Here is a 17,332-nt window from a genome sequence, read left to right as displayed (position 1 = left end):
AGCCCCCCACCCGGGCCGCGATCTCATGGCGGCGGACCATAGCGAGGGTCGCCGTGGCGAGGCAACCGGCGCGGCCATCCTTTCCCAAGCGACGAATTGCGTTAAAGGGGTGCTCCATCGGGGGCGGGACAGGATACCGGTTTGCAGGCCAGGGCGGATATGAAGGAGGCCGTGCGCTGGGCGACGCCCGCGCTGTGGGGCCGTCTGGGGGTCAAGGCGTTCGCGCGCAGCTGGGGCCGGGACGTCATGCTCTACACCGGCGGCGTGTCCTTCTTCGCGCTGCTGGCGGTGTTCCCGGCCATCGCCATCCTGATCGGCTTCTACAAGGCGGTGCTGTCGATCGGTCAGGTCAGCGAGCAGGCCGCGGCCCTGGCCGACGTCATGCCGCACGCCGCGCGCGCGATTTTCATGACCGAGATCGAACGGCTGGCGAACGCCTCGGCCAGCACTGTCTCGGCCCAGAGCGCCTTCGCCCTGGTCATCGGCGGATACGCCGCACATCGCGGGTTCAAGGCCCTACTGGCCGGGCTGAACCTGATCCACGACGAGACGGAGCCGCACGGGTTCCTCAAGTTCAACCTGCTGGCCTTCTTCGTGGCCCTGTTCGCCTTCGCCCTGTTCACCGTCGTGTCGGGCGCCGTAGTGACCTCGCGGCTGCTCGAGCACACCGGGCCGGGCGCGCCGGCTGACGGGGGAGGCGGGCTGCCCCTCGTGGGCCTGTGGCCGGCCCTCGGTCTCGGCGTGGGGCTGACCATGCTCTATCGCTACGCCATGTCGCACCGGGTCCCGGTGGCCTGGTTCCCGTCCATCGTCGGCGGGATTGTGGCGACGGTGATGTCGACCATCTCGTCCTGGCTCTGCGCCATTTACGTGGAGCAGATCGCCCCCCTGGGCGCGACCTACGGCTCGGTCGGCGCCATCGTGGTGCTGCTGATCTGGCTGTCATGGAACGTCAACGCCATCTTCTACGGCGGCGCCTTCGCCACGGAGATGGAGATCGACCAGCGCTCGAGCGGCGCGCCCGAGCTCGAACCGGCCGATCCGCTGCCCGAATCTGTCGTCAGTCTTTCGGAGCGGCGGGCGTCTCGACCTCGATAGTCAGCACGCCGTCGGCCTCCTCGATCGAAATCACCCTCCCGCCGACGCCGGCGATCAGGTGCGGCACGTCGATCCGGGCCATCGGGTCGGTGGCCAGCAGGGTCAGGCGGACGCCCGGGCCGCACTCGCGCATGGCCTTCTGGAGCCGGAGGCTCGGGGCGGGGCAGCGGTGGCCGCGGGCGTCGACGATCATGCGCCGGTCCGGTCCAGCAGGAGTTCGAGCGCGACCCGCACGCTGCCCATCCTGACCGCTTCGCGGCCGATGTCGCCGAAGCGGCGCTCGACGTGGATCAGGCCATCGGGACCCGCCGCGGCGATATGAACCAGCCCGACGGGCTTGTCCGGCGATCCGCCGCCGGGACCTGCTACCCCGGTGACGGAGAGGGACACCTGGGCGGCGGAGCGGGCGAGGGCGCCTTCGGCCATGGCCCGGGCCACGAGTTCGGAGACGGCGCCGTGGCGTTGGATCAGGTCCGCCGGAACGCCGAGCAATTCCGTCTTGGCGGCGTTGCTGTAGGTGACGAATCCCCGTTCGACGACGGCCGAGGACCCGGCGACGGAGGTCAGGGCTGAGCTGACGAGGCCGCCGGTGCAGCTCTCGGCCGTGGCGATCATCAGGCCGCGGGCGGCGGCGGCTTCGACGACCTGGCGGGCGAGGGCGGCGATATCGTCGGGAAACATCAAACGGGGCCTTCCGAAGCGGCGGCGAGTCGGTCCAGTGTGGCGCGATGCGCCGGAGCGGCGCCAGCATACGGGGCGGGCATGAGCGACACCACAGGCGACTCCGGCGTCGGCGCCGTCTCGCCCGCGCGGCCGGTCGACCGTCTGACCCCGTGGCTGTTCGCCGTGGCCATATTCACTTCGGCGTCGCTGGTCTTCGTGGTCCAGCCGATGGTCGCCAAGCTGGTGTTGCCGATGCTCGGCGGATCGCCGGCGGTGTGGAACACGGCGATGGTGTTCTTCCAGGCGGCGCTCCTGGGGGGATATCTCTACGCCCACCTGCTGCAGCGGGTCGGCTCGATCAAGCTGCAGGTGGCGATCCACCTGGCGCTGCTGCTGACGGCGGCCCTGTTCCTGCCGCTGCGCATCAACGGCTGGCTGGGCGATCCCGATCCGTCGGCCCCGATCGGCTGGCTGCTGGCCACGCTGACGCTGTCGGTCGGGGCGCCGTTCGCCGTGCTGTCCGCCACCGCGCCGCTGCTGCAGGCCTGGTTCGCGCGGGTGCGGGCGGGTTATCCCGACGGCAAGAACCCCTATGTCCTCTACGCCGCCTCCAACCTCGGCAGCTTCCTGGCGCTGCTGTCGTATCCCTTTCTGATCGAACCACTGACCAATCTGTTCGGTCAGAGGATGGGCTGGACGGGGGGGTACTGGGCCTTCCTGCTGATGGTGACGGCGCTGGCCTTCACCGTCTGGCGCCGGCGGCTGGACCGAGACGCCGAACCGGCGCAGCTGGCCGCCACGCCGCCGATCGCCTGGCGCGAGAAGATCATCCTGATCCTGCTCGCCGCCGCGCCTTCCAGCCTGATGCTGGGGGTGACGGCCCATCTGTCGACCGACGTCGCCTCGGCGCCTTTCCTGTGGGTCATCCCGCTGGCGCTGTATCTGCTGACCTTCGTCATCGCCTTCCAGGCGCGGCCGTGGATCCCGCTGCCGGTCACCCTGGTCGTGCAGGCGGCGCTCGGGGCAGTCGTGGTTCTCATCGTGGCCTTCCGCACGCTCGATATCCGGATCGCCTTCGTCATCCACATCCTCGCCTTCTTCTTCGCCGCCCTGATGTGCCACCAGATGCTGGCGGCGCGGCGGCCTCCACCAGACCGGCTGACGGAGTTCTACCTCCTGCTGTCGGTCGGCGGGGTGGTCGGCGGCGCCTTCACCGCCCTGCTGGCGCCGGTGATCTTCAACCTGGTCTGGGAGTACCCGCTGGTCCTGGTGCTGGTCGGTCTGGCGCGGCCGTGGGACCGGCGGCGGATGCGCGGCGAGGAGGTCGGGGCGCTGGTCGCGGTCGCCGGTTTGACGGCGGGGGCGGCCGCCCTGTCGTGGTGGATGACCGCGGACCCCGAGGCGTGGGATGCGCTGTGGCGGCTGATTCCGCTGTTCCCGCTGCAGACGCTGTGCATGCTGATCCTCGGGCCCGCCGTGGTTTGCGCCTTCCTGTTGCGCGACCGGGCCCAGGCCTTCACCGCGGCCCTGCTGATGATCGGACTTTCCGCGCAGTTCGTGACCCGGGGCTACGATTCCAGCTATTCGGAACGCAGCTTCTTCGGTGTCATGCGGGTGGCGGTTCAGCAGGACGACCGGCTGGGCGGCGATATCCATATCCTGACGCACGGCACCACCTGGCACGGCGCCCAGGCGCGCGATCCGCGCTTCGACTGCCAGCCGGCGCTGTACTACCACCCCCTGACACCCATCGGGCAGTCGACCGAGATCGTCCAGGCCCGCGGCCCGGCGCGGATCGGCGTGGTCGGGCAGGGATCCGGAACCATGGCGGCCTACAAGCGGGCCGAGGACTCGCTGACCTTCTTCGAGATCGATCCGATGGTCGACCGGATGTCGCGCGATCCGAGATGGTTCACCTACATCTCCGGTTGCGCCGTCGGGGAGGTGCAGACGGTTCTGGGCGACGCCAGGCTGACGCTGGGCGACCAGCCGGCGGGGAGCTACGACCTGCTGATCATCGACGCCTTCTCGTCGGACGCGGTGCCGACCCACCTGCTGACCGTCGAGGCCATCGAAGGCTATCTGCGACTGCTGAAGCCCGAGGGCGTGGTGCTGCTGCACCTGTCGAACCGCAACCTCGAGATCGTCCTGCCGACCATCGCTGCGGCGCGGACGCTGGGCCGGCCGGCGCTGCACGGCCTCTACGTCGAGGACGACTCCATGCCGCAGATGGCCATCGCCTCGACCGAGGCCGTGGTGCTCTCGCCGACCGACCGGGGGCTGGCCGACTTCCGCGGCAGGCCGAACTGGCGCGAGGTCCCTGACACGGCGGTGCGTCCGTGGACCGACGACTACGTCAATCTGTTCGGGGCGCTGTGGCGGTCGTTCCGGCCGCCGCCCGAGCGGCCCTAGGCCAGTTTTGCTTCGGTTCGAATCGACCTGCATCCAAAAAGTGGTCCAGGCTAAATGCTGGAGCGCAATCTGCGCCGAGTTGGACAAGGGTCCAACTCGACCGATTTCGCTCTAGGCGGGCAGGTCGATGGTGGCGATGGCCTGCGCCGCGAGGCCCTCGCCGCGGCCGGTGAAGCCCATGGCCTCGGTCGTGGTGGCCTTGACGCTGACGGCCTCCAGCGGGAGCGAGAGCAGGGCGGCGAGGCGGTCGCGCATCGCCTGACGGTGCGGCTTCACCTTGGGCCGCTCGCAGATCAGGGTCACGTCGACATTGATCACACGGCCGCCACGGGCGTGCAGCCGCTCGACGGCGTGGGTCAGGAAGCGGTCGGACGAGGCGCCCTTCCACTGCGGATCGGTGGGCGGGAAATGGTCGCCGATGTCGCCGTCGCCCATGGCCCCGAGGATGGCGTCGGTCAGGGCGTGCAGGCCGGCGTCCGCGTCCGAATGACCGATCAGGGCCTGGTCGTGGGCGATCTCGACGCCGCACAGCCAGACCGACGAGCCCGGGCCCCAGCGGTGGGCGTCGAAGCCCTGGCCGACGCGGGTCCGACGCGGGAGCAGGGCCTCGGCCATGGTGATATCCTCGGGGAAGGTGAGCTTCAGCAGACGCGGGTCGCCAGCCACCATGGCCACGGCGTGCCCGGCCGCGCGGGCCACTTCGACATCGTCGGTCGGCGGGGACGGCCCTCTCCAACCGGCATAGGCGTCCCGGATGGTCTGGAGCCGAAATCCCTGCGGTGTCTGGGCGCGCCAGAGTCCTTCCCGGTCGACAGGGTCGCCCATGATCTCGTCGACGCCCCGGCGCAGGCTGTCCGCGACGGGCAGGACCGGCAGGGCTGCGGCATGCCCGTCGAGGGCGGCGAGAACCCGGCCGATGGTCAAGGCGTCCAGCAGGGGCCGGGCGGCGTCATGGATCAGCACCCTGGTGTCAGGCGCGGCCGCGAGGGCGTTCAGACCCGCCTGAACCGAGTCCGCGCGAGTCGCGCCGCCGGCGACGGCGAACCATCGATCGAGACCAGTCAGCGCGTCGACCGCGAGGGCTTCGGCGCCGGGGGCGACGACCACAGCCAGCTCCGACGCCCCGGCGGCCAGCAAGGCTTCGGCGGACCAGCGCAACACGGGCCGACCGCCCAGCTCGCGCCATTGCTTGGGCCCGCCCGCGCGGGATCCCGTTCCGGCGGCGACGATGACGGCTGAGAAGCTCATGGCCCGCTTGTAGACACGCCCTGCCGCGCTGACGAGAGCCGCGACGGAGGGGCCGCTGTTTGACAGCCCGGCCCGTGCGGGCGAGCGTGGCCGTGGGAGGACGAACCATGACCCACGCCATGCTGCAGCCGGTCATCACCCTGGTGCTCTGGTCGATGGTGATGTGGGCCTGGCTCTACGCCACCAGGTTGCCTGCCATGATCCAGGCGCGGACAAAGCTGGACCCGACCCTGCCGCGGGACGTCATGCTGGGCGGTCTGCCGCCCCGCGTGCGCTGGAAGGCCGACAACTACAACCACCTGATGGAGCAGCCGACGCTGTTCTACGCGGTCGCGCTGACCCTGGCCCTGCTGGATCGGGGCGACGGGCTCAACCTCGGGCTGGCCTGGGCCTATGTGGCGCTGCGGGTGGCGCACAGCCTGATACAGGCGCTGGTCAATGCGATCCCGGTGCGTTTCGCGGTGTTCATGGCGGCGAGCGCGGTGTTGCTCGTCCTCGCGATCCGGGCCGCTATCGCCGTCTTCTGAGGTTCGCGCCGGGATTGGACCCGGCGGCGCAAAACCCCTATCTGCCGGCCCATGCGCAACGGCCTCCAGATCGGCGACGTGTGGGTGCCCGGCCGGGTGCTGACCGCGCCCATGACCGGCATCACCGACTTGCCGTTCCGGCGGCTGGCCAGCCGTCTGGGCGCGGCCTACGTCGCCACCGAGATGGTCGCCGCCGCCGAGCTGGCGCGGGCGCGGCCGGACGTAGTGCGGCGCGCGGCGGTCGGGGAGGGCCTGCCGCTGACGGTGATCCAGCTGGTCGGGCGCGATCCGGCGGCGATGGCCGAGGGCGCGCGCATGGCCGAGCGTGCCGGGGCCGACATCATCGACCTGAATTTCGGCTGCCCGGCCAAGGAAGTCACGGGCTCGGCCTGCGGCTCGGCCCTGATGCGGACGCCGGACCTGGCCTGCCGGCTGATCGAGTCGGCGGTGAACGCGACCTCGCGGCCGGTGACCGTCAAGATGCGGCTGGGCTGGGACGACACCAGCCGCAACGCGCCGGAGCTGGCGCGGCGGGCCGAGGCCATCGGCGTCAGGGCGGTGACGGTGCACGGGCGCACGCGGCAGCAGTTCTACACCGGCGTCGCCGACTGGACCGCGGTCGGCGAGGTCAAGGCGGCGGTCGGCGTGCCGGTGATCGTCAACGGCGACATCGTCACGGCGGAAGACGCCCGGGCGGCGCTGGAACAGTCGGGGGCGGACGCGCTGATGCTCGGCCGCGGCGTCTATGGGCGACCGTGGCTGGCGGCGCACCTGGAGCGGGCGCTGGCCGATGGGACGGTGCTGGAGGAGCCGGGGACGGAGGAACGGCTGGCCATCGTGATCGAGCATCTGCGCGCCTCGGTGGCCTTCTATGGCATGCCGCTGGGCCTGAAGATGTTCCGCAAGCATCTCGGCTGGTATGTCGAACAGGCGCCGTGGCCGACCGATCCGCTGGAGCGACGCGCGGCCAAGGCGCGGCTGTGCCGGCTTGAGACGCCGGAGCAGGTGGAGGCCGCCCTCGCGGAGTTGTGGCGGACAGTGACGCTTTCAGGCAACTCGGTTGTTGATATTGAGCCACAGTTCGCCGAAGCTGGAGCGGCATGACGGAAACGCCCTCCACGGCAGCCGAAGCTGACGCCGCCCCGCTCCGGGGACCGGCGCGCTGGTTCGCCGGCTGGTCCGAGGAGCGCCGGCGCAACACCTTCCTGATCGCCTACACCGTCGCCTTCCTGATCACCGTCGCGGCGATCTGGCTGGTGGCCGTGGCGCCGGGCGCGAGCGGCGAGGGCGCGCGCGGAATGGCTAGCCAGGCCGTGCTGGTCGTCCTCGGCGTCAACCTCCTGCTGATCGGCAGCCTGGCGATCGTGGTCGGGCGGCGGGTGTTCCTGTTGTTCCAGCAGCGCACTCATGCCGGAGCGAGGCTGCACCTGCGCTTCGTGACGCTGTTCTCGATGGTGGCTCTCGTGCCGGCGGTGCTGATCGCCCTGGTGTTCGGCGTGCTGGTCAACCGCGGGGTGGATCAATGGTTCAGCGACAATGTCAGCTCCGCAGTCAGGAACAGCGCCGAGATCGGCCGGGCTTATGTCCGGGACGTCAGTCTCGAGGTTGAAGCGGACCTTGCGACCATCGCCAGCGAGTTGGCCGCTCCTGAAGCGCGCGCCCGCTTCGCCTACCGAATCCAGTTCTCGGAGTTCCTGGCCCAGGTGGCCGACCTGTTCGGCTACCCGGCGCTGTATATCGTCGACGGCGATGGGCAGGTGCTGGCGCGGGGCGAGCTGGAGGACGCGCCGCCCTATTTCGCCCCATCGCGACAGGATCTCGAAGAGGCCGCCCAAGGCGAAACCGCGCCGATCGACGTGACCGAAAATCCAGACACGATACGGACGCTGTATCCGCTGACGGGCTATGGAGACGCCTACCTCTATCTCGTCCGGCCGTTGCAGCCGGGACTGATCGCGCAGATGCGCAACGGCGAGGCGGCCATCGTCGCTTACCGCGAGGCGGAGGAGAGCCGGGACCGCATCCAGGCCGCCTTCGCCCTCAGCTATATCGAAACGGCCCTGCTGGTGCTGGTCGGGGCGGTCTGGCTGGGCATGTCGGCGGCGAGCGCTATTTCGGGGCCGATCGGGCGTCTGGTCGAGGCCGCCGACCGCGTCGCCGGCGGCGACCTGACCGCGCGGGTCGAGGACGAGGACGGTCCCGGCGAGATCAAGAATCTGAACGCCGCCTTCAACCGGATGACCGGCGACCTCGAGGCGCAGCAGGCGGCGTTGAGGGCCGCCAGCGAAGAGGCCACGGGCCGCAGCCGGTTCATCGAGACGGTGTTGTCCGGGGTTTCCGCAGGCGTGATCGGCGTCGACAAACGGCGGCGGGTGTCGGCCATCAACGACAGCGCCGTCGAGCTTCTCGGGTTGACGGCGGGCGAGGAGATCATCGGCCGGCCCCTTGGCGAGGCGGCGCCGGAGCTGAGCGAGCTCGCCGGCCGCGCCGAGGCCCACATCGAGGAGGAGATCGACGTCAGCCGGGACGGCGAGACGCGTCGCCTGCGGGTGCGGATCGAGGGCGGAGTCGGCGGCGAGATGGTGCTGACCTTCGACGACATCACTCGGCTGGTGACGGCGCAGCGCAACGCGGCTTGGCGCGACGTGGCGCGACGCATCGCCCACGAGATCAAGAACCCGCTGACGCCGATCCAGCTGTCGGCCGAGCGGCTGCGCCGCCGCTACCGCAAGCAGGTCGGGGACGACGTCGAGGTGTTCGACCGCTGCACCGAGACCATCATCCGCCAGGTCGGCGACATCGGACGCATGGTCGACGAATTCTCGTCGTTCGCCCGGATGCCGGCGCCGCGCTTCACCGCCGAGAACCCGGCCGAACTGCTGCGTGAGGCGGTCTTCGCCCAGCGGGTGGCGGCGCCGGATATCGGCGTCGAGTTGATCGAACCACTGCCCGCCGTCGTGCTGCACGCCGACGGGCGGATGGTCGGGCAGGCCCTGACCAACATTCTCAAGAACGCCGGCGAGGCGGTGGCGGCGCGCCGCGCGGTCGCGCCGAGGCCCGCGGACGGCAAGCGTCCCGGCGTCTCCGCCCGGCTGGATGTCGCCGACGGCCTCGCCACCTTCATCATCGAGGACGATGGCATCGGCCTTCCCGCCCGGGACCGCGACCGCCTCACCGAACCCTATGTGACCACGCGCGAGAAGGGCACCGGCCTCGGCCTGGCCATCGTCAAGCGCATCTGCGAGGAGCACGGCGGCGAGCTGAAGCTGGCCGACGCCGAGCAGCTGTCCGGCGCGCGCGTGTGCCTGGTCTTCCCCCTGAAATCCCCACTGCAAGCGGCCGCGGCCGGGGGCAAGGATGCGAAAGCGTCCCGATCCCCGACCGTTCCGGCCGGCGAATAGCGAGGCGACATGCGATCCACGGGAGCCGATATTCTGGTCGTCGACGACGAGTCCGACATCCGCGAACTGGTTTCAGGCCTGCTCGAGGACGAGGGCCACGCCGTGCGCACGGCCTCCAACTCCGACGAGGCGCTGGCCGCGATCCGGGCGCGCAAGCCGTCGCTGGCCCTGCTGGATATCTGGATGCAGGGCGGCGGCCTGGACGGGCTGGAGCTGCTGGATGTGATCAAGGGGCTCGACGCCGACCTGCCCGTGGTGATGATCTCGGGCCACGGCAATATCGAGACGGCCGTCACGGCCCTGCAGCGCGGGGCCTACGACTTCATCGAAAAGCCCTTCAAATCCGACCGGTTGGTGGTTGTCGTTCAGCGCGCGCTGGAAGCATCGTCGCTGAAGCGCGAGAACCGCCGCCTGCGGGCCCAGGTCGCGGCGCCGACGGGCTTCATCGGCCGGTCCGCGGCGGCGCAGGCGCTGCGCAGCACCATCGCCAAGGTCGCCCCGGCCAACAGCCGGGTGCTGATCTCCGGCCCACCGGGGAGCGGCAAGGAGCTGGTGGCGCGCCAGATCCACGAGGCCAGCGCCCGATCGAGGGGCGAGTTCGTAGCCATCGCGGCGGCGGGCATGACGCCGGAGCGGCTCGACCTCGAGCTGTTCGGCGAGGAGGGCCACGACGGCCGCCCCAGCAAGATCGGCGTGTTCGAGCGGGCTCACAACGGCACCCTCTATCTGGACGACGTCGGCGACATGCCGCGCGAGAGCCAGAGCCGCATCCTGCGCGTGCTCGTCGAACAGCGCTTCCGCCGGGTCGGCGGCGAGCAGGATGTCCAGGTCGACGTACGGGTGATCACCTCGACCTCGCGCGACCTGAAGCAGGAGATCGCCGAGGGCCGGTTCCGCGAGGATCTGTTCCACCGGCTCAACGTGGTGCCCATCCGCGTGCCGGCCCTGTCGGAGCGGCGGGAGGATATCCAGGAACTGGTCGACTATTTCATCGAGACTCTGTCGACCTCGCAGGGCCTGCCCCGGCGGCGGCTCGGCGACGACGCCATCGCCGTGCTGCAGGTCCATCCGTGGCCGGGCAACGTGCGTCAACTGAGGAACAACGTCGAACGGCTGCTGATCCTCGCCACCGGCGATCCGAACGAGCCGATCGGCGCCGACGCCCTGCCGCAGGAGGCGACCAACGCCGGGACCAGCGGCTCGCTGGGAGCCGAACGGATCGTCGCCCTGCCGCTGCGCGAGGCCCGCGAGGTGTTCGAGCGTGAATATCTGGCGGCGCAGATCATGCGGTTCGGCGGCAACATCTCGCGCACCGCGGCCTTTATCGGCATGGAACGCTCGGCCCTGCACCGCAAGCTAAAGTCGCTCGGCGTCTCGCCGGCGCGCGGCGCGGTTGACGAGGAGGAAGAGGGGGGCGTCGAGGCATGAGCCGCGTCGCCTACGTCAACGGAACCTACCGGCCGCACGCCGACGCCACCGTCCATGTGGAGGACCGTGGCTTCCAGTTCGCCGACGGCGTCTACGAAGTCTGGTCGGTGTTCGACGGCCGGCTGGCCGACTTCGACGGCCACATGACCCGGCTGCACCGCAGTCTGAACGAGCTGCGCATCCCGATCCCGATGACCCGCGAGGCGCTGGCCCGGGTGCTGGCGGAGACTGTGCGGCGCAACCGCGTGCGCGAGGGGCTGGTCTACATCCAGGTCACTCGCGGCACGGCCCGGCGCGATCATCCGTTCCCGCCTGAGGGGACGCCGCCCAGCGTCATCGTCACCGCCCGCTCCCTGCCGCTGTCGAAGGGCAATGCGGCGGCCGAGAAGGGCGTGGCCGTGATCACCCAGCCGGACATCCGCTGGGGCCGTTGCGACATCAAGACCGTCGGCCTGCTCCCGAACGTGCTGGCCAAGCAGGCGGCGAAGGAACGCGGGGCGGCGGAGGCCTGGATGGTCGACGAGATGGGGCTGGTCACCGAAGGCTCCTCGACCAACGCCTGGATCGTCGACGAGACCGGCAAGCTGCGGACGCGCGACACCCAGTCGAACATCCTGCACGGGATCACCCGCGCGGCGGTGATGCGCATGGCCGCCGCCGAGGGGCTGGAGGTCGAGGAGCGCGCCTTCTCGGTGGACGAGGCGAAGCGGGCGAAGGAGGCCTTCTACACCTCCGCCAGCGGCTTCGTGATGCCGGCGGTGTCGATCGACGGGACGAAGATCGGCGACGGCGAACCGGGACCGGTCGCGACGAAGCTGCGGGCGCTCTATATCGAACAGGCGCGCCACGACGCCATCTAGGCGTTGCGACCGGCGCGGGGGCGTTTATGGTGCGGCGGCCGGCGCTGACCGGCCAGTGAAACAACAAGAACAGGCTGAACCTGCCATGTCGCAAGACAAGTCCAAGAACCTTCAGGACACCTTCCTCAACAGCGTCCGCAAGACCAAGACGCCGCTGACCATCTTCCTCGTCAACGGCGTCAAGCTGCAGGGCATCGTGACCTGGTTCGACAACTTCTGTGTGCTGCTGCGCCGGGACGGCCAGTCGCAACTGGTCTACAAGCACGCCATCTCGACCATCATGCCGTCGGCGCCGGTGCAGTTGTACGAGCCCGAGGCCGACGAGGACTGAGGCCGCTTCAAATCGGCTCCGGGCGCACTATCTCTGCACTCTGTCCGGCTCGCGCCGGATCGTATGACAGCGCCGGCGGTTGATCGTCCGGGCGCACGTTCCCGAACAAGAAAGCGAACTTCCCAGACTTGGCCAGCCAACTGATCGACCACGCCGTCCCGCTGATCCGGGCCATCGTCATCCACCCGGACGGCCGCAGCGAAAGCTCGCGGCTGGCTGAAGAACGGCTTGAGGAGGCCGTCGGCCTCGCCCGCGCGTTGGACCTCGACGTCCGCGCCGAGGAGATCGTGCGGGTCCGCAAGCCGACGCCGGCGACGCTGTTCGGCTCGGGCAAGGTGGACGAATTGGCGGCGCTGGTGCGCGCGGCCGAGGCCGAGGCCGTGGTCGTCGACGACGACCTGTCGCCAGTGCAGCAGCGCAATCTGGAGAAGGCCTGGGACTGCAAGGTCATCGACCGCACCGGGCTGATCCTCGAGATCTTCGGCCGCCGGGCGCGGACGAAGGAAGGCCGGCTGCAGGTCGAGCTGGCGCGGCTCGATTACGAGCGCTCGCGGCTGGTGCGGACCTGGACCCACCTGGAGCGGCAGCGCGGCGGCACCGGGAGCACGGGCGGCCCCGGCGAGACCCAGATCGAGCTCGACCGGCGCCTGATCGCCGACCGGATCGTCAAGCTGAAGACCGAGCTGGAGGAGGTGCGCCGCACCCGCGGCCTGCACCGCAAGCAGCGCCAGAAGGCACCGTTCCCGACGGTCGCGCTGGTCGGCTACACCAACGCCGGCAAGTCGACGCTGTTCAACCGGTTGACCGGCTCGGAGGTGCTGGCCAGGGACCTGCTGTTCGCCACCCTGGACACCACCCAGCGCACCATCCGCCTGCCGCAGGGCCGGCCGGCCATCGTGGCTGACACCGTCGGCTTCATCTCCGACCTGCCGCACGAACTGGTCGAGAGCTTCCGCGCCACGCTGGAGGAGGTGGGCGAGGCCGATCTGATCCTGCATGTCCGCGACATCGCCAGCCCGGACAGCGAGGCGCAGCGCAAGGACGTCGAGGCGGTGCTGAAACAGATCGCGACGCCGGAGGGCAAGACGCGCCGGGTGCTGGAGGTCTGGAACAAGATCGACCTGCTGGACGAGCAGGCTCGCGAGACGGTGCTGGGTCAGGCGGAGCGGCTGCGGAGGCAGGGTCAGGCGGTGGCGGTGTCGGCCTGGACCGGGGAGGGGATCGAGGCCTTGCGCGAGACGATCGCGGGTCTGATCGACGACGATCCGGAGACCGAGCTGGTGCTGGACCCATCGCAAGGCGAGGCGCTGGCGTGGCTGTACGAGAACGGCCGCGTCACCGGTCGGGAGACCGACGAAGAAGGCCGGACGCACATTGTGGTGCGGCTGCATCCGGCGGCGCTGGGGCGGTTCGAGCGGCAGTTTCAGTAACCGGACTTGCCGGGACGCCTGGGCTTCAGCGTCGCGTAACACCGGCTTGCCATGCCAGACACTTTACGCTCTAAAGTGCTTCGCATTGGAGCACGACGATGATCTTCGCCTCTCTCGCCGCCTCGGCCGCCCTGGCCGTGGCCGGCGGCCAGACAGCCGTCGCCCCGCCTCCGCCGCACCCACAGACGGCCCCGGTCCCGATACCTGCCACCGAGATCGTCCGTGAGGACGGACTGGTCGCCGAATATTTCGCGGCGAGGGGCGAGCCGGTCTCTCCCGGCGCTGTGGTCGTGCTCGGCGGATCCGAAGGCGGACTGCGGGGCGCCCGCAACCTGGCCCGGCGCCTGGCGGGCGAGGGATTCGCGAGCATCGCCGTCTCCTATTTCGGCGAAGAGGGGCAGCCGACCAAACTCGACGGGATTCCGATCGAGAGCGTCAGCCGCGCCATCGACTGGCTTCAGGCGCACGATGTGCGTGGCCCGGTGGCGGCCGTTGGCGTCTCCAAAGGCGCGGAACTGGCGCTCCTGTCGGCCAGCCGCGAGCCGCGCATCAAGGCCGTCGTCGCCGCCGTGCCCTCGCATCTCGTCTGGCAGGGGATCGACATGGCCGGTGGACAGACCGGTTCGTCGTGGAGTGCGGATGGTGCGCCGCTGGCCTACACGCCCTATGACCTGAGCAACGGCTTCACCAGCATCTTCAACCTGTACCGGGACAGTTTGCCTGGCGCCGTGCCGGATAGCGAAATCCCGGTCGAAGCCATCGCCGGACCCGTCATGCTGGTCTCCGGCGAAGCGGACGGCCTGTGGCCCTCGACCGAGATGGCGCAACGGATCGAACAGCGGCTGCGGGAGAAGCGTTTTGCTCATCCGGTCGTCAACCTGTCCTATCCGGATGCGGGACACGCCGTGTTCGGCCCTCCGGTGGCGGCGGACACGCCCGGACTGCAGAACATCCTGTCGCTGGGCGGCACGATCGACGGCCTGATCGCGGCCCGCGCCGACGGCTGGCCCCAAGTGCTGGCGTTCCCGAGGGAGGCGCTGGACTAGGGCTGCGGACCTTCGTCCAGCAACCTCCCGATCATGCGATAGTCGCCCACGACGTGATGAGCGCCCGCCTGCTGCAGGCGTTGCGCATGACCCTCGCGGATGTGCCCGCCGGCGCACAGGCCGACGACCGTCATGCCGGCCGCCACGCCGGCCCTCACCCCGGTGGGTGTGTCCTCGATCACCAGCGCCCGGCTGGGATCGACGCCCATTTTCGCGGCCGCATGGAGGAACAGATCCGGGTGCGGCTTGCCGCGCGTGACGTGGACGGCGGCGCTGAAGATCGAGCCGCCGAAGGAGGCCGCCGCGCCGAACCGTTCGAGCCCCATCTCGATCCACGAAACCGGACTGGAGGAGGCGATGCAGCGTCCCTCGCCACGACCTGCAAGAAAATCGAGAAACCCGGCGACCGGCTGGAGTTCAGAGGCCGCTCGCTCATGACAGCGCCGGGTCCATTCGCCATGGGTATGATCCGGGCAGGGGCCGCCCAGCCGTTCCTCGATCAGCGGCACACAGTCGAGCCAACGCCGCCCCATGTAGATCGACAGAGCGTCGTCGAGGCTGGTGGGGAGGCCGCACTCCGTCAGCAGTTCGGACAGGACCTGGTTGTTCAGTAACTCGCTGTCCGCGACCACGCCGTCGTAGTCGAAGATGATCAGGTCATAGGCGGGCTTCACGCTCGCTCCGCCGCCTTCGCCGCGTCCCACAGCCCGTCCATCTCGGCCAGATCCGACTGCTCCGGCGTTCGCCCGTCCTTCGCCAGTTCCGCCTCAATGAAGCCGAAGCGGCGGACGAATTTGGCGTTCGCGCCGCGGAGGGCGTCCTCCGGCTCCACTCCCAGTTTGCGCGCCAGGTTGGCAACCACGAACAGCAGGTCGCCCATTTCGTCGCGCGCCCTCTCCAGGTCGCCGGCGGTGATTTCGGCGCGCAGTTCGGCGACCTCCTCGTCCAGCTTGTCGAAGACCTCGTCGGTCGAGGGCCAGTCGAAGCCCACGCGGGCGGCGCGTTTGGTCAGCTTGGCGGCGCGGGCGAGGGCGGGGAGGCCGACAGGGACATCGTCGAGCACGCCGTGCTGCGCCCTCGACTTGCGCTCGTCGGCCTTGATGTCCTCCCAGCGGGCCTTCTGGGCGGCGCCGTCGGCCTTGGCGGCCTCGTCGCCGAACACGTGCGGGTGGCGGCGTTCCAGCTTGTCGGCGATGGCGTTCGCCACATCGTCGAAGGCGAACAGGCCCTGTTCCTCGGCCATGCGGGCATGGAAAACGACCTGGAACAGCAGGTCTCCAAGTTCACTCTTCAGATCGCCGAAATCGCCGCGCTCGATGGCGTCGGCAACCTCGTAGGCCTCTTCCAGCGTATAGGGGGCGATGGTTGCGAAGGTCTGCTCCACGTCCCACGGGCAGCCGCCGACCGGGTCGCGCAGCTTCGCCATGATGGCGTTGAGCCGGTCGATGGGACTCACACGGCCTCTCCATCGCGGGCGGCCAGCCGCGCCCGGATATCGGCGTGCTTCTCGGGCGTCAGCGGATAGATGCGCAGCACCAGCGCAGAGATCAGCAGCAGGACGACCGGAGCGGCGATGAACAGCCACTGCAGGCCGAGGATCACACCCGGATCGTTGACCGCGCCGGGCGCCGCGTCGAAGCCGATCCACTCCAGCACGGCGAAGGCGCCGACCGAGACCGCGTAGCCCAGCTTGGAGGTGGCGTTGAGGATCGAGAACAGCAGACCGGTCCGGTCCGCGCCCGTGTCTAGCCGGATGGCGTCGGATGCGTCCGCCATCATGGCCCTCAGCAGCAGGTCGGCGGCCCCGAAAGCCAGGCCCGTGCCGAACATGGCGCCGAGGGCGGCGGGGAAGGCGCCGGCCGGAACCAGCAGGGTCGCGGCGGCGAAACTGACCGCGAAATAGATGCTGCCGATGGCCAGCGCCCGGTGCTTGCCGATCCGGGTGGCGAGGACGGCCCAGATGGGCGCGCCGACGAGCCCGGCGACGAAATAGACCAGCAGCAGGAGCGAGGTCTGCTCGCGCTCGAAACCGCGCGCCTGCTCGAAGAAGTAAAAGAACAGAACCCCGATCAGGCCGCGGGCGGCGCCCAGCATCAGGTCCGACAGCAGCAGGCGGCGCAGCACGGGCCTGACGATCAGGGCCAGCGTTGCGCCCAAGCCGCCGTGCGGCGGCGGCGTGACGTTCTTCGGCTCGGGCGTGAAGACGAAGGTGATCAGCAGGGCGACCGGCAGAAGGGCGACGATGAAGCCTCCCTGCATCCGCACCGCCTCGATATAGGAATAGCCCATGGCCTGGGCGCCGACGGGGACCAGCAGCACCGCCAGCACGCCGATGATGTTGGCCACCTGCCAGAAGCCGTAGATGCGCGACCGCTGGTCGTAGTCGGGCGACAGCACCGAGGCCCAGCTCATCTGGCTGAGCAGGCTGATCGAATAGCCCAAATACATGACCACCAGCCAGACCGCGAGGTGGGTCGCGCCGGCTCCCCGGCCGACGAAGAACAGCATGGCGACCGAGCCCATCAGGATGGGCGCGCCGATGGCCATCCACACGCGATAGCGGCCCCATTTGGTCGAGGTCCGGTCGATGACCATGCCGAGGAACGGGTCCACGACGATGTCGGCCAGCCGGACGATCAGGAAGATCAGGCTGACCGCGGCCAGCGGCACGCCGACGTGGCTGGCGTAGAACTCGGGCAGGGTGACATAGACGGGCAGGCCGAGCGCCGCGTAAGGCAGGCAGCTGGCGGCGAAGGCTGCCAGCGTCATGTTGGACCGCCGGACGGGCGCCAGGGCGGGGCGGGCAGGCGAGGCAGGGGCGTCGGTCATGGACGAATCCGAAGCGCGGCGGATGAGTCGCCCGCAGCGTCACCATGCCGACTTTGAGC

16 protein-coding genes are annotated in these 17,332 nt (G+C 69.8%); 10 read left to right on the top strand and 6 right to left on the bottom strand.

What is annotated here, in order from left to right; translation table 11 throughout:
- Positions 1 to 141: 141 nt before the first annotated feature.
- Positions 142 to 1,098 (top strand): YihY/virulence factor BrkB family protein, encoded by a 957-nt coding sequence (locus VEC04_RS08065; RefSeq protein ID WP_324775634.1) that lies wholly within the window; start codon positions 142 to 144, stop codon positions 1,096 to 1,098.
- Here VEC04_RS08065 and VEC04_RS08060 read toward each other — a convergent pair.
- Together VEC04_RS08060 and VEC04_RS08055 are read right to left on the bottom strand one after the other, a co-directional pair.
- Positions 1,061 to 1,291, bottom strand: coding sequence for a sulfurtransferase TusA family protein (locus VEC04_RS08060; RefSeq protein WP_324775632.1), 231 nt, complete (start codon positions 1,289 to 1,291; stop codon positions 1,061 to 1,063). The genes VEC04_RS08065 and VEC04_RS08060 overlap by 38 nt on opposite strands.
- Entirely contained in the window at positions 1,288 to 1,779 is a 492-nt protein-coding gene (locus tag VEC04_RS08055) for a CinA family protein (RefSeq protein WP_324775630.1), read from the bottom strand. The genes VEC04_RS08060 and VEC04_RS08055 overlap by 4 nt, the downstream gene beginning before the upstream one ends.
- 81 nt (positions 1,780 to 1,860) lie before the next feature.
- On the opposite strand from VEC04_RS08055, the gene VEC04_RS08050 reads away from it, so the two are divergent.
- Positions 1,861 to 4,173, top strand: coding sequence for a fused MFS/spermidine synthase (locus tag VEC04_RS08050; protein ID WP_324775628.1), 2,313 nt, complete (start codon positions 1,861 to 1,863; stop codon positions 4,171 to 4,173).
- A 111-nt stretch (positions 4,174 to 4,284) separates the two neighbouring features.
- On the opposite strand, the gene VEC04_RS08045 is transcribed toward VEC04_RS08050, so the two are convergent.
- The gene (locus VEC04_RS08045) at positions 4,285 to 5,421 is read right to left on the bottom strand and encodes a bifunctional 2-C-methyl-D-erythritol 4-phosphate cytidylyltransferase/2-C-methyl-D-erythritol 2,4-cyclodiphosphate synthase (RefSeq protein ID WP_324775626.1); all 1,137 of its coding nucleotides are present in this window, start codon (positions 5,419 to 5,421) and stop codon (positions 4,285 to 4,287) included.
- 107 nt (positions 5,422 to 5,528) lie between these two features.
- On the opposite strand from VEC04_RS08045, the gene VEC04_RS08040 reads away from it, so the two are divergent.
- The 8 genes from VEC04_RS08040 to VEC04_RS08005 all read left to right on the top strand — a co-directional run bounded on the left by VEC04_RS08040 (position 5,529) and on the right by VEC04_RS08005 (position 14,444).
- Positions 5,529 to 5,948 carry an MAPEG family protein gene (locus tag VEC04_RS08040; RefSeq protein ID WP_324775624.1) on the top strand — a complete coding sequence of 140 codons (420 nt, stop codon included), beginning with the start codon at positions 5,529 to 5,531 and terminating at the stop codon, positions 5,946 to 5,948.
- A 51-nt stretch (positions 5,949 to 5,999) separates the two neighbouring features.
- Entirely contained in the window at positions 6,000 to 7,052 is a 1,053-nt protein-coding gene (gene dusB / locus VEC04_RS08035) for a tRNA dihydrouridine synthase DusB (protein WP_324775622.1), read from the top strand.
- Complete coding sequence (locus VEC04_RS08030; RefSeq protein WP_324775620.1) at positions 7,049 to 9,349, top strand: PAS domain-containing sensor histidine kinase; 2,301 nt, start codon at positions 7,049 to 7,051, stop codon at positions 9,347 to 9,349. The genes dusB and VEC04_RS08030 overlap by 4 nt, the downstream gene beginning before the upstream one ends.
- A 9-nt stretch (positions 9,350 to 9,358) precedes the next feature.
- Entirely contained in the window at positions 9,359 to 10,777 is a 1,419-nt protein-coding gene (locus tag VEC04_RS08025; RefSeq protein WP_324775618.1) for a sigma-54 dependent transcriptional regulator, read from the top strand.
- Complete coding sequence (locus VEC04_RS08020; RefSeq protein ID WP_324775616.1) at positions 10,774 to 11,637, top strand: D-amino-acid transaminase; 864 nt, start codon at positions 10,774 to 10,776, stop codon at positions 11,635 to 11,637. The genes VEC04_RS08025 and VEC04_RS08020 overlap by 4 nt, the downstream gene beginning before the upstream one ends.
- Before the next feature lie 85 nt (positions 11,638 to 11,722).
- Positions 11,723 to 11,968 (top strand): RNA chaperone Hfq, encoded by a 246-nt coding sequence (gene hfq, locus VEC04_RS08015; RefSeq protein WP_055830158.1) that lies wholly within the window; start codon positions 11,723 to 11,725, stop codon positions 11,966 to 11,968.
- Positions 11,969 to 12,096: 128 nt separating this feature from the next.
- The gene (gene hflX, locus VEC04_RS08010; protein ID WP_324775610.1) at positions 12,097 to 13,398 is read left to right on the top strand and encodes a GTPase HflX; all 1,302 of its coding nucleotides are present in this window, start codon (positions 12,097 to 12,099) and stop codon (positions 13,396 to 13,398) included.
- A gap of 98 nt (positions 13,399 to 13,496) precedes the next feature.
- Entirely contained in the window at positions 13,497 to 14,444 is a 948-nt protein-coding gene (locus VEC04_RS08005; RefSeq protein ID WP_324775608.1) for an acyl-CoA thioester hydrolase/BAAT C-terminal domain-containing protein, read from the top strand.
- Here VEC04_RS08005 and VEC04_RS08000 read toward each other — a convergent pair.
- The 3 genes from VEC04_RS08000 to VEC04_RS07990 are packed head-to-tail and all read right to left on the bottom strand — an operon-like array spanning position 14,441 to position 17,273.
- Positions 14,441 to 15,118 carry an HAD family phosphatase gene (locus VEC04_RS08000; protein WP_324775606.1) on the bottom strand — a complete coding sequence of 226 codons (678 nt, stop codon included), beginning with the start codon at positions 15,116 to 15,118 and terminating at the stop codon, positions 14,441 to 14,443. The two genes, VEC04_RS08005 and VEC04_RS08000, sit on opposite strands and share 4 nt — an antisense overlap.
- Positions 15,115 to 15,900, bottom strand: a complete 786-nt coding sequence (gene mazG / locus VEC04_RS07995) for a nucleoside triphosphate pyrophosphohydrolase (RefSeq protein ID WP_324775604.1) — start codon at positions 15,898 to 15,900, stop codon at positions 15,115 to 15,117. Before mazG ends, VEC04_RS08000 begins: the two co-directional genes overlap by 4 nt.
- Positions 15,897 to 17,273, bottom strand: a complete 1,377-nt coding sequence (locus VEC04_RS07990) for an MFS transporter (protein ID WP_324775601.1) — start codon at positions 17,271 to 17,273, stop codon at positions 15,897 to 15,899. Before VEC04_RS07990 ends, mazG begins: the two co-directional genes overlap by 4 nt.
- Positions 17,274 to 17,332 lie beyond the last annotated feature (59 nt).

Source organism: Brevundimonas sp. (assembly GCF_035626535.1).
GTDB lineage: Bacteria > Pseudomonadota > Alphaproteobacteria > Caulobacterales > Caulobacteraceae > Brevundimonas.
Note: the sequence above shows the minus strand (reverse complement) of the source record. Positions and strands in the feature narration are given on the sequence as shown.

Excerpts from the sequence above, each read along its gene's own strand:
- dusB (WP_324775622.1), top strand. The coding sequence starts at position 6,000 with ATGCGCAACGGCCTCCAGATCGGCGACGTGTGGGTGCCCGGCCGGGTG.
- VEC04_RS08005 (WP_324775608.1), top strand. The coding sequence starts at position 13,497 with ATGATCTTCGCCTCTCTCGCCGCCTCGGCCGCCCTGGCCGTGGCCGGC.
- VEC04_RS08040 (WP_324775624.1), top strand. The coding sequence starts at position 5,529 with ATGACCCACGCCATGCTGCAGCCGGTCATCACCCTGGTGCTCTGGTCG.
- VEC04_RS07990 (WP_324775601.1), bottom strand. The coding sequence starts at position 17,273 with ATGACCGACGCCCCTGCCTCGCCTGCCCGCCCCGCCCTGGCGCCCGTC.
- VEC04_RS08060 (WP_324775632.1), bottom strand. The coding sequence starts at position 1,291 with ATGATCGTCGACGCCCGCGGCCACCGCTGCCCCGCCCCGAGCCTCCGG.
- VEC04_RS08025 (WP_324775618.1), top strand. The coding sequence starts at position 9,359 with ATGCGATCCACGGGAGCCGATATTCTGGTCGTCGACGACGAGTCCGAC.
- hfq (WP_055830158.1), top strand. The coding sequence starts at position 11,723 with ATGTCGCAAGACAAGTCCAAGAACCTTCAGGACACCTTCCTCAACAGC.
- VEC04_RS08055 (WP_324775630.1), bottom strand. The coding sequence starts at position 1,779 with ATGTTTCCCGACGATATCGCCGCCCTCGCCCGCCAGGTCGTCGAAGCC.
- VEC04_RS08030 (WP_324775620.1), top strand. The coding sequence starts at position 7,049 with ATGACGGAAACGCCCTCCACGGCAGCCGAAGCTGACGCCGCCCCGCTC.
- VEC04_RS08020 (WP_324775616.1), top strand. The coding sequence starts at position 10,774 with ATGAGCCGCGTCGCCTACGTCAACGGAACCTACCGGCCGCACGCCGAC.
- VEC04_RS08050 (WP_324775628.1), top strand. The coding sequence starts at position 1,861 with ATGAGCGACACCACAGGCGACTCCGGCGTCGGCGCCGTCTCGCCCGCG.
- VEC04_RS08045 (WP_324775626.1), bottom strand. The coding sequence starts at position 5,421 with ATGAGCTTCTCAGCCGTCATCGTCGCCGCCGGAACGGGATCCCGCGCG.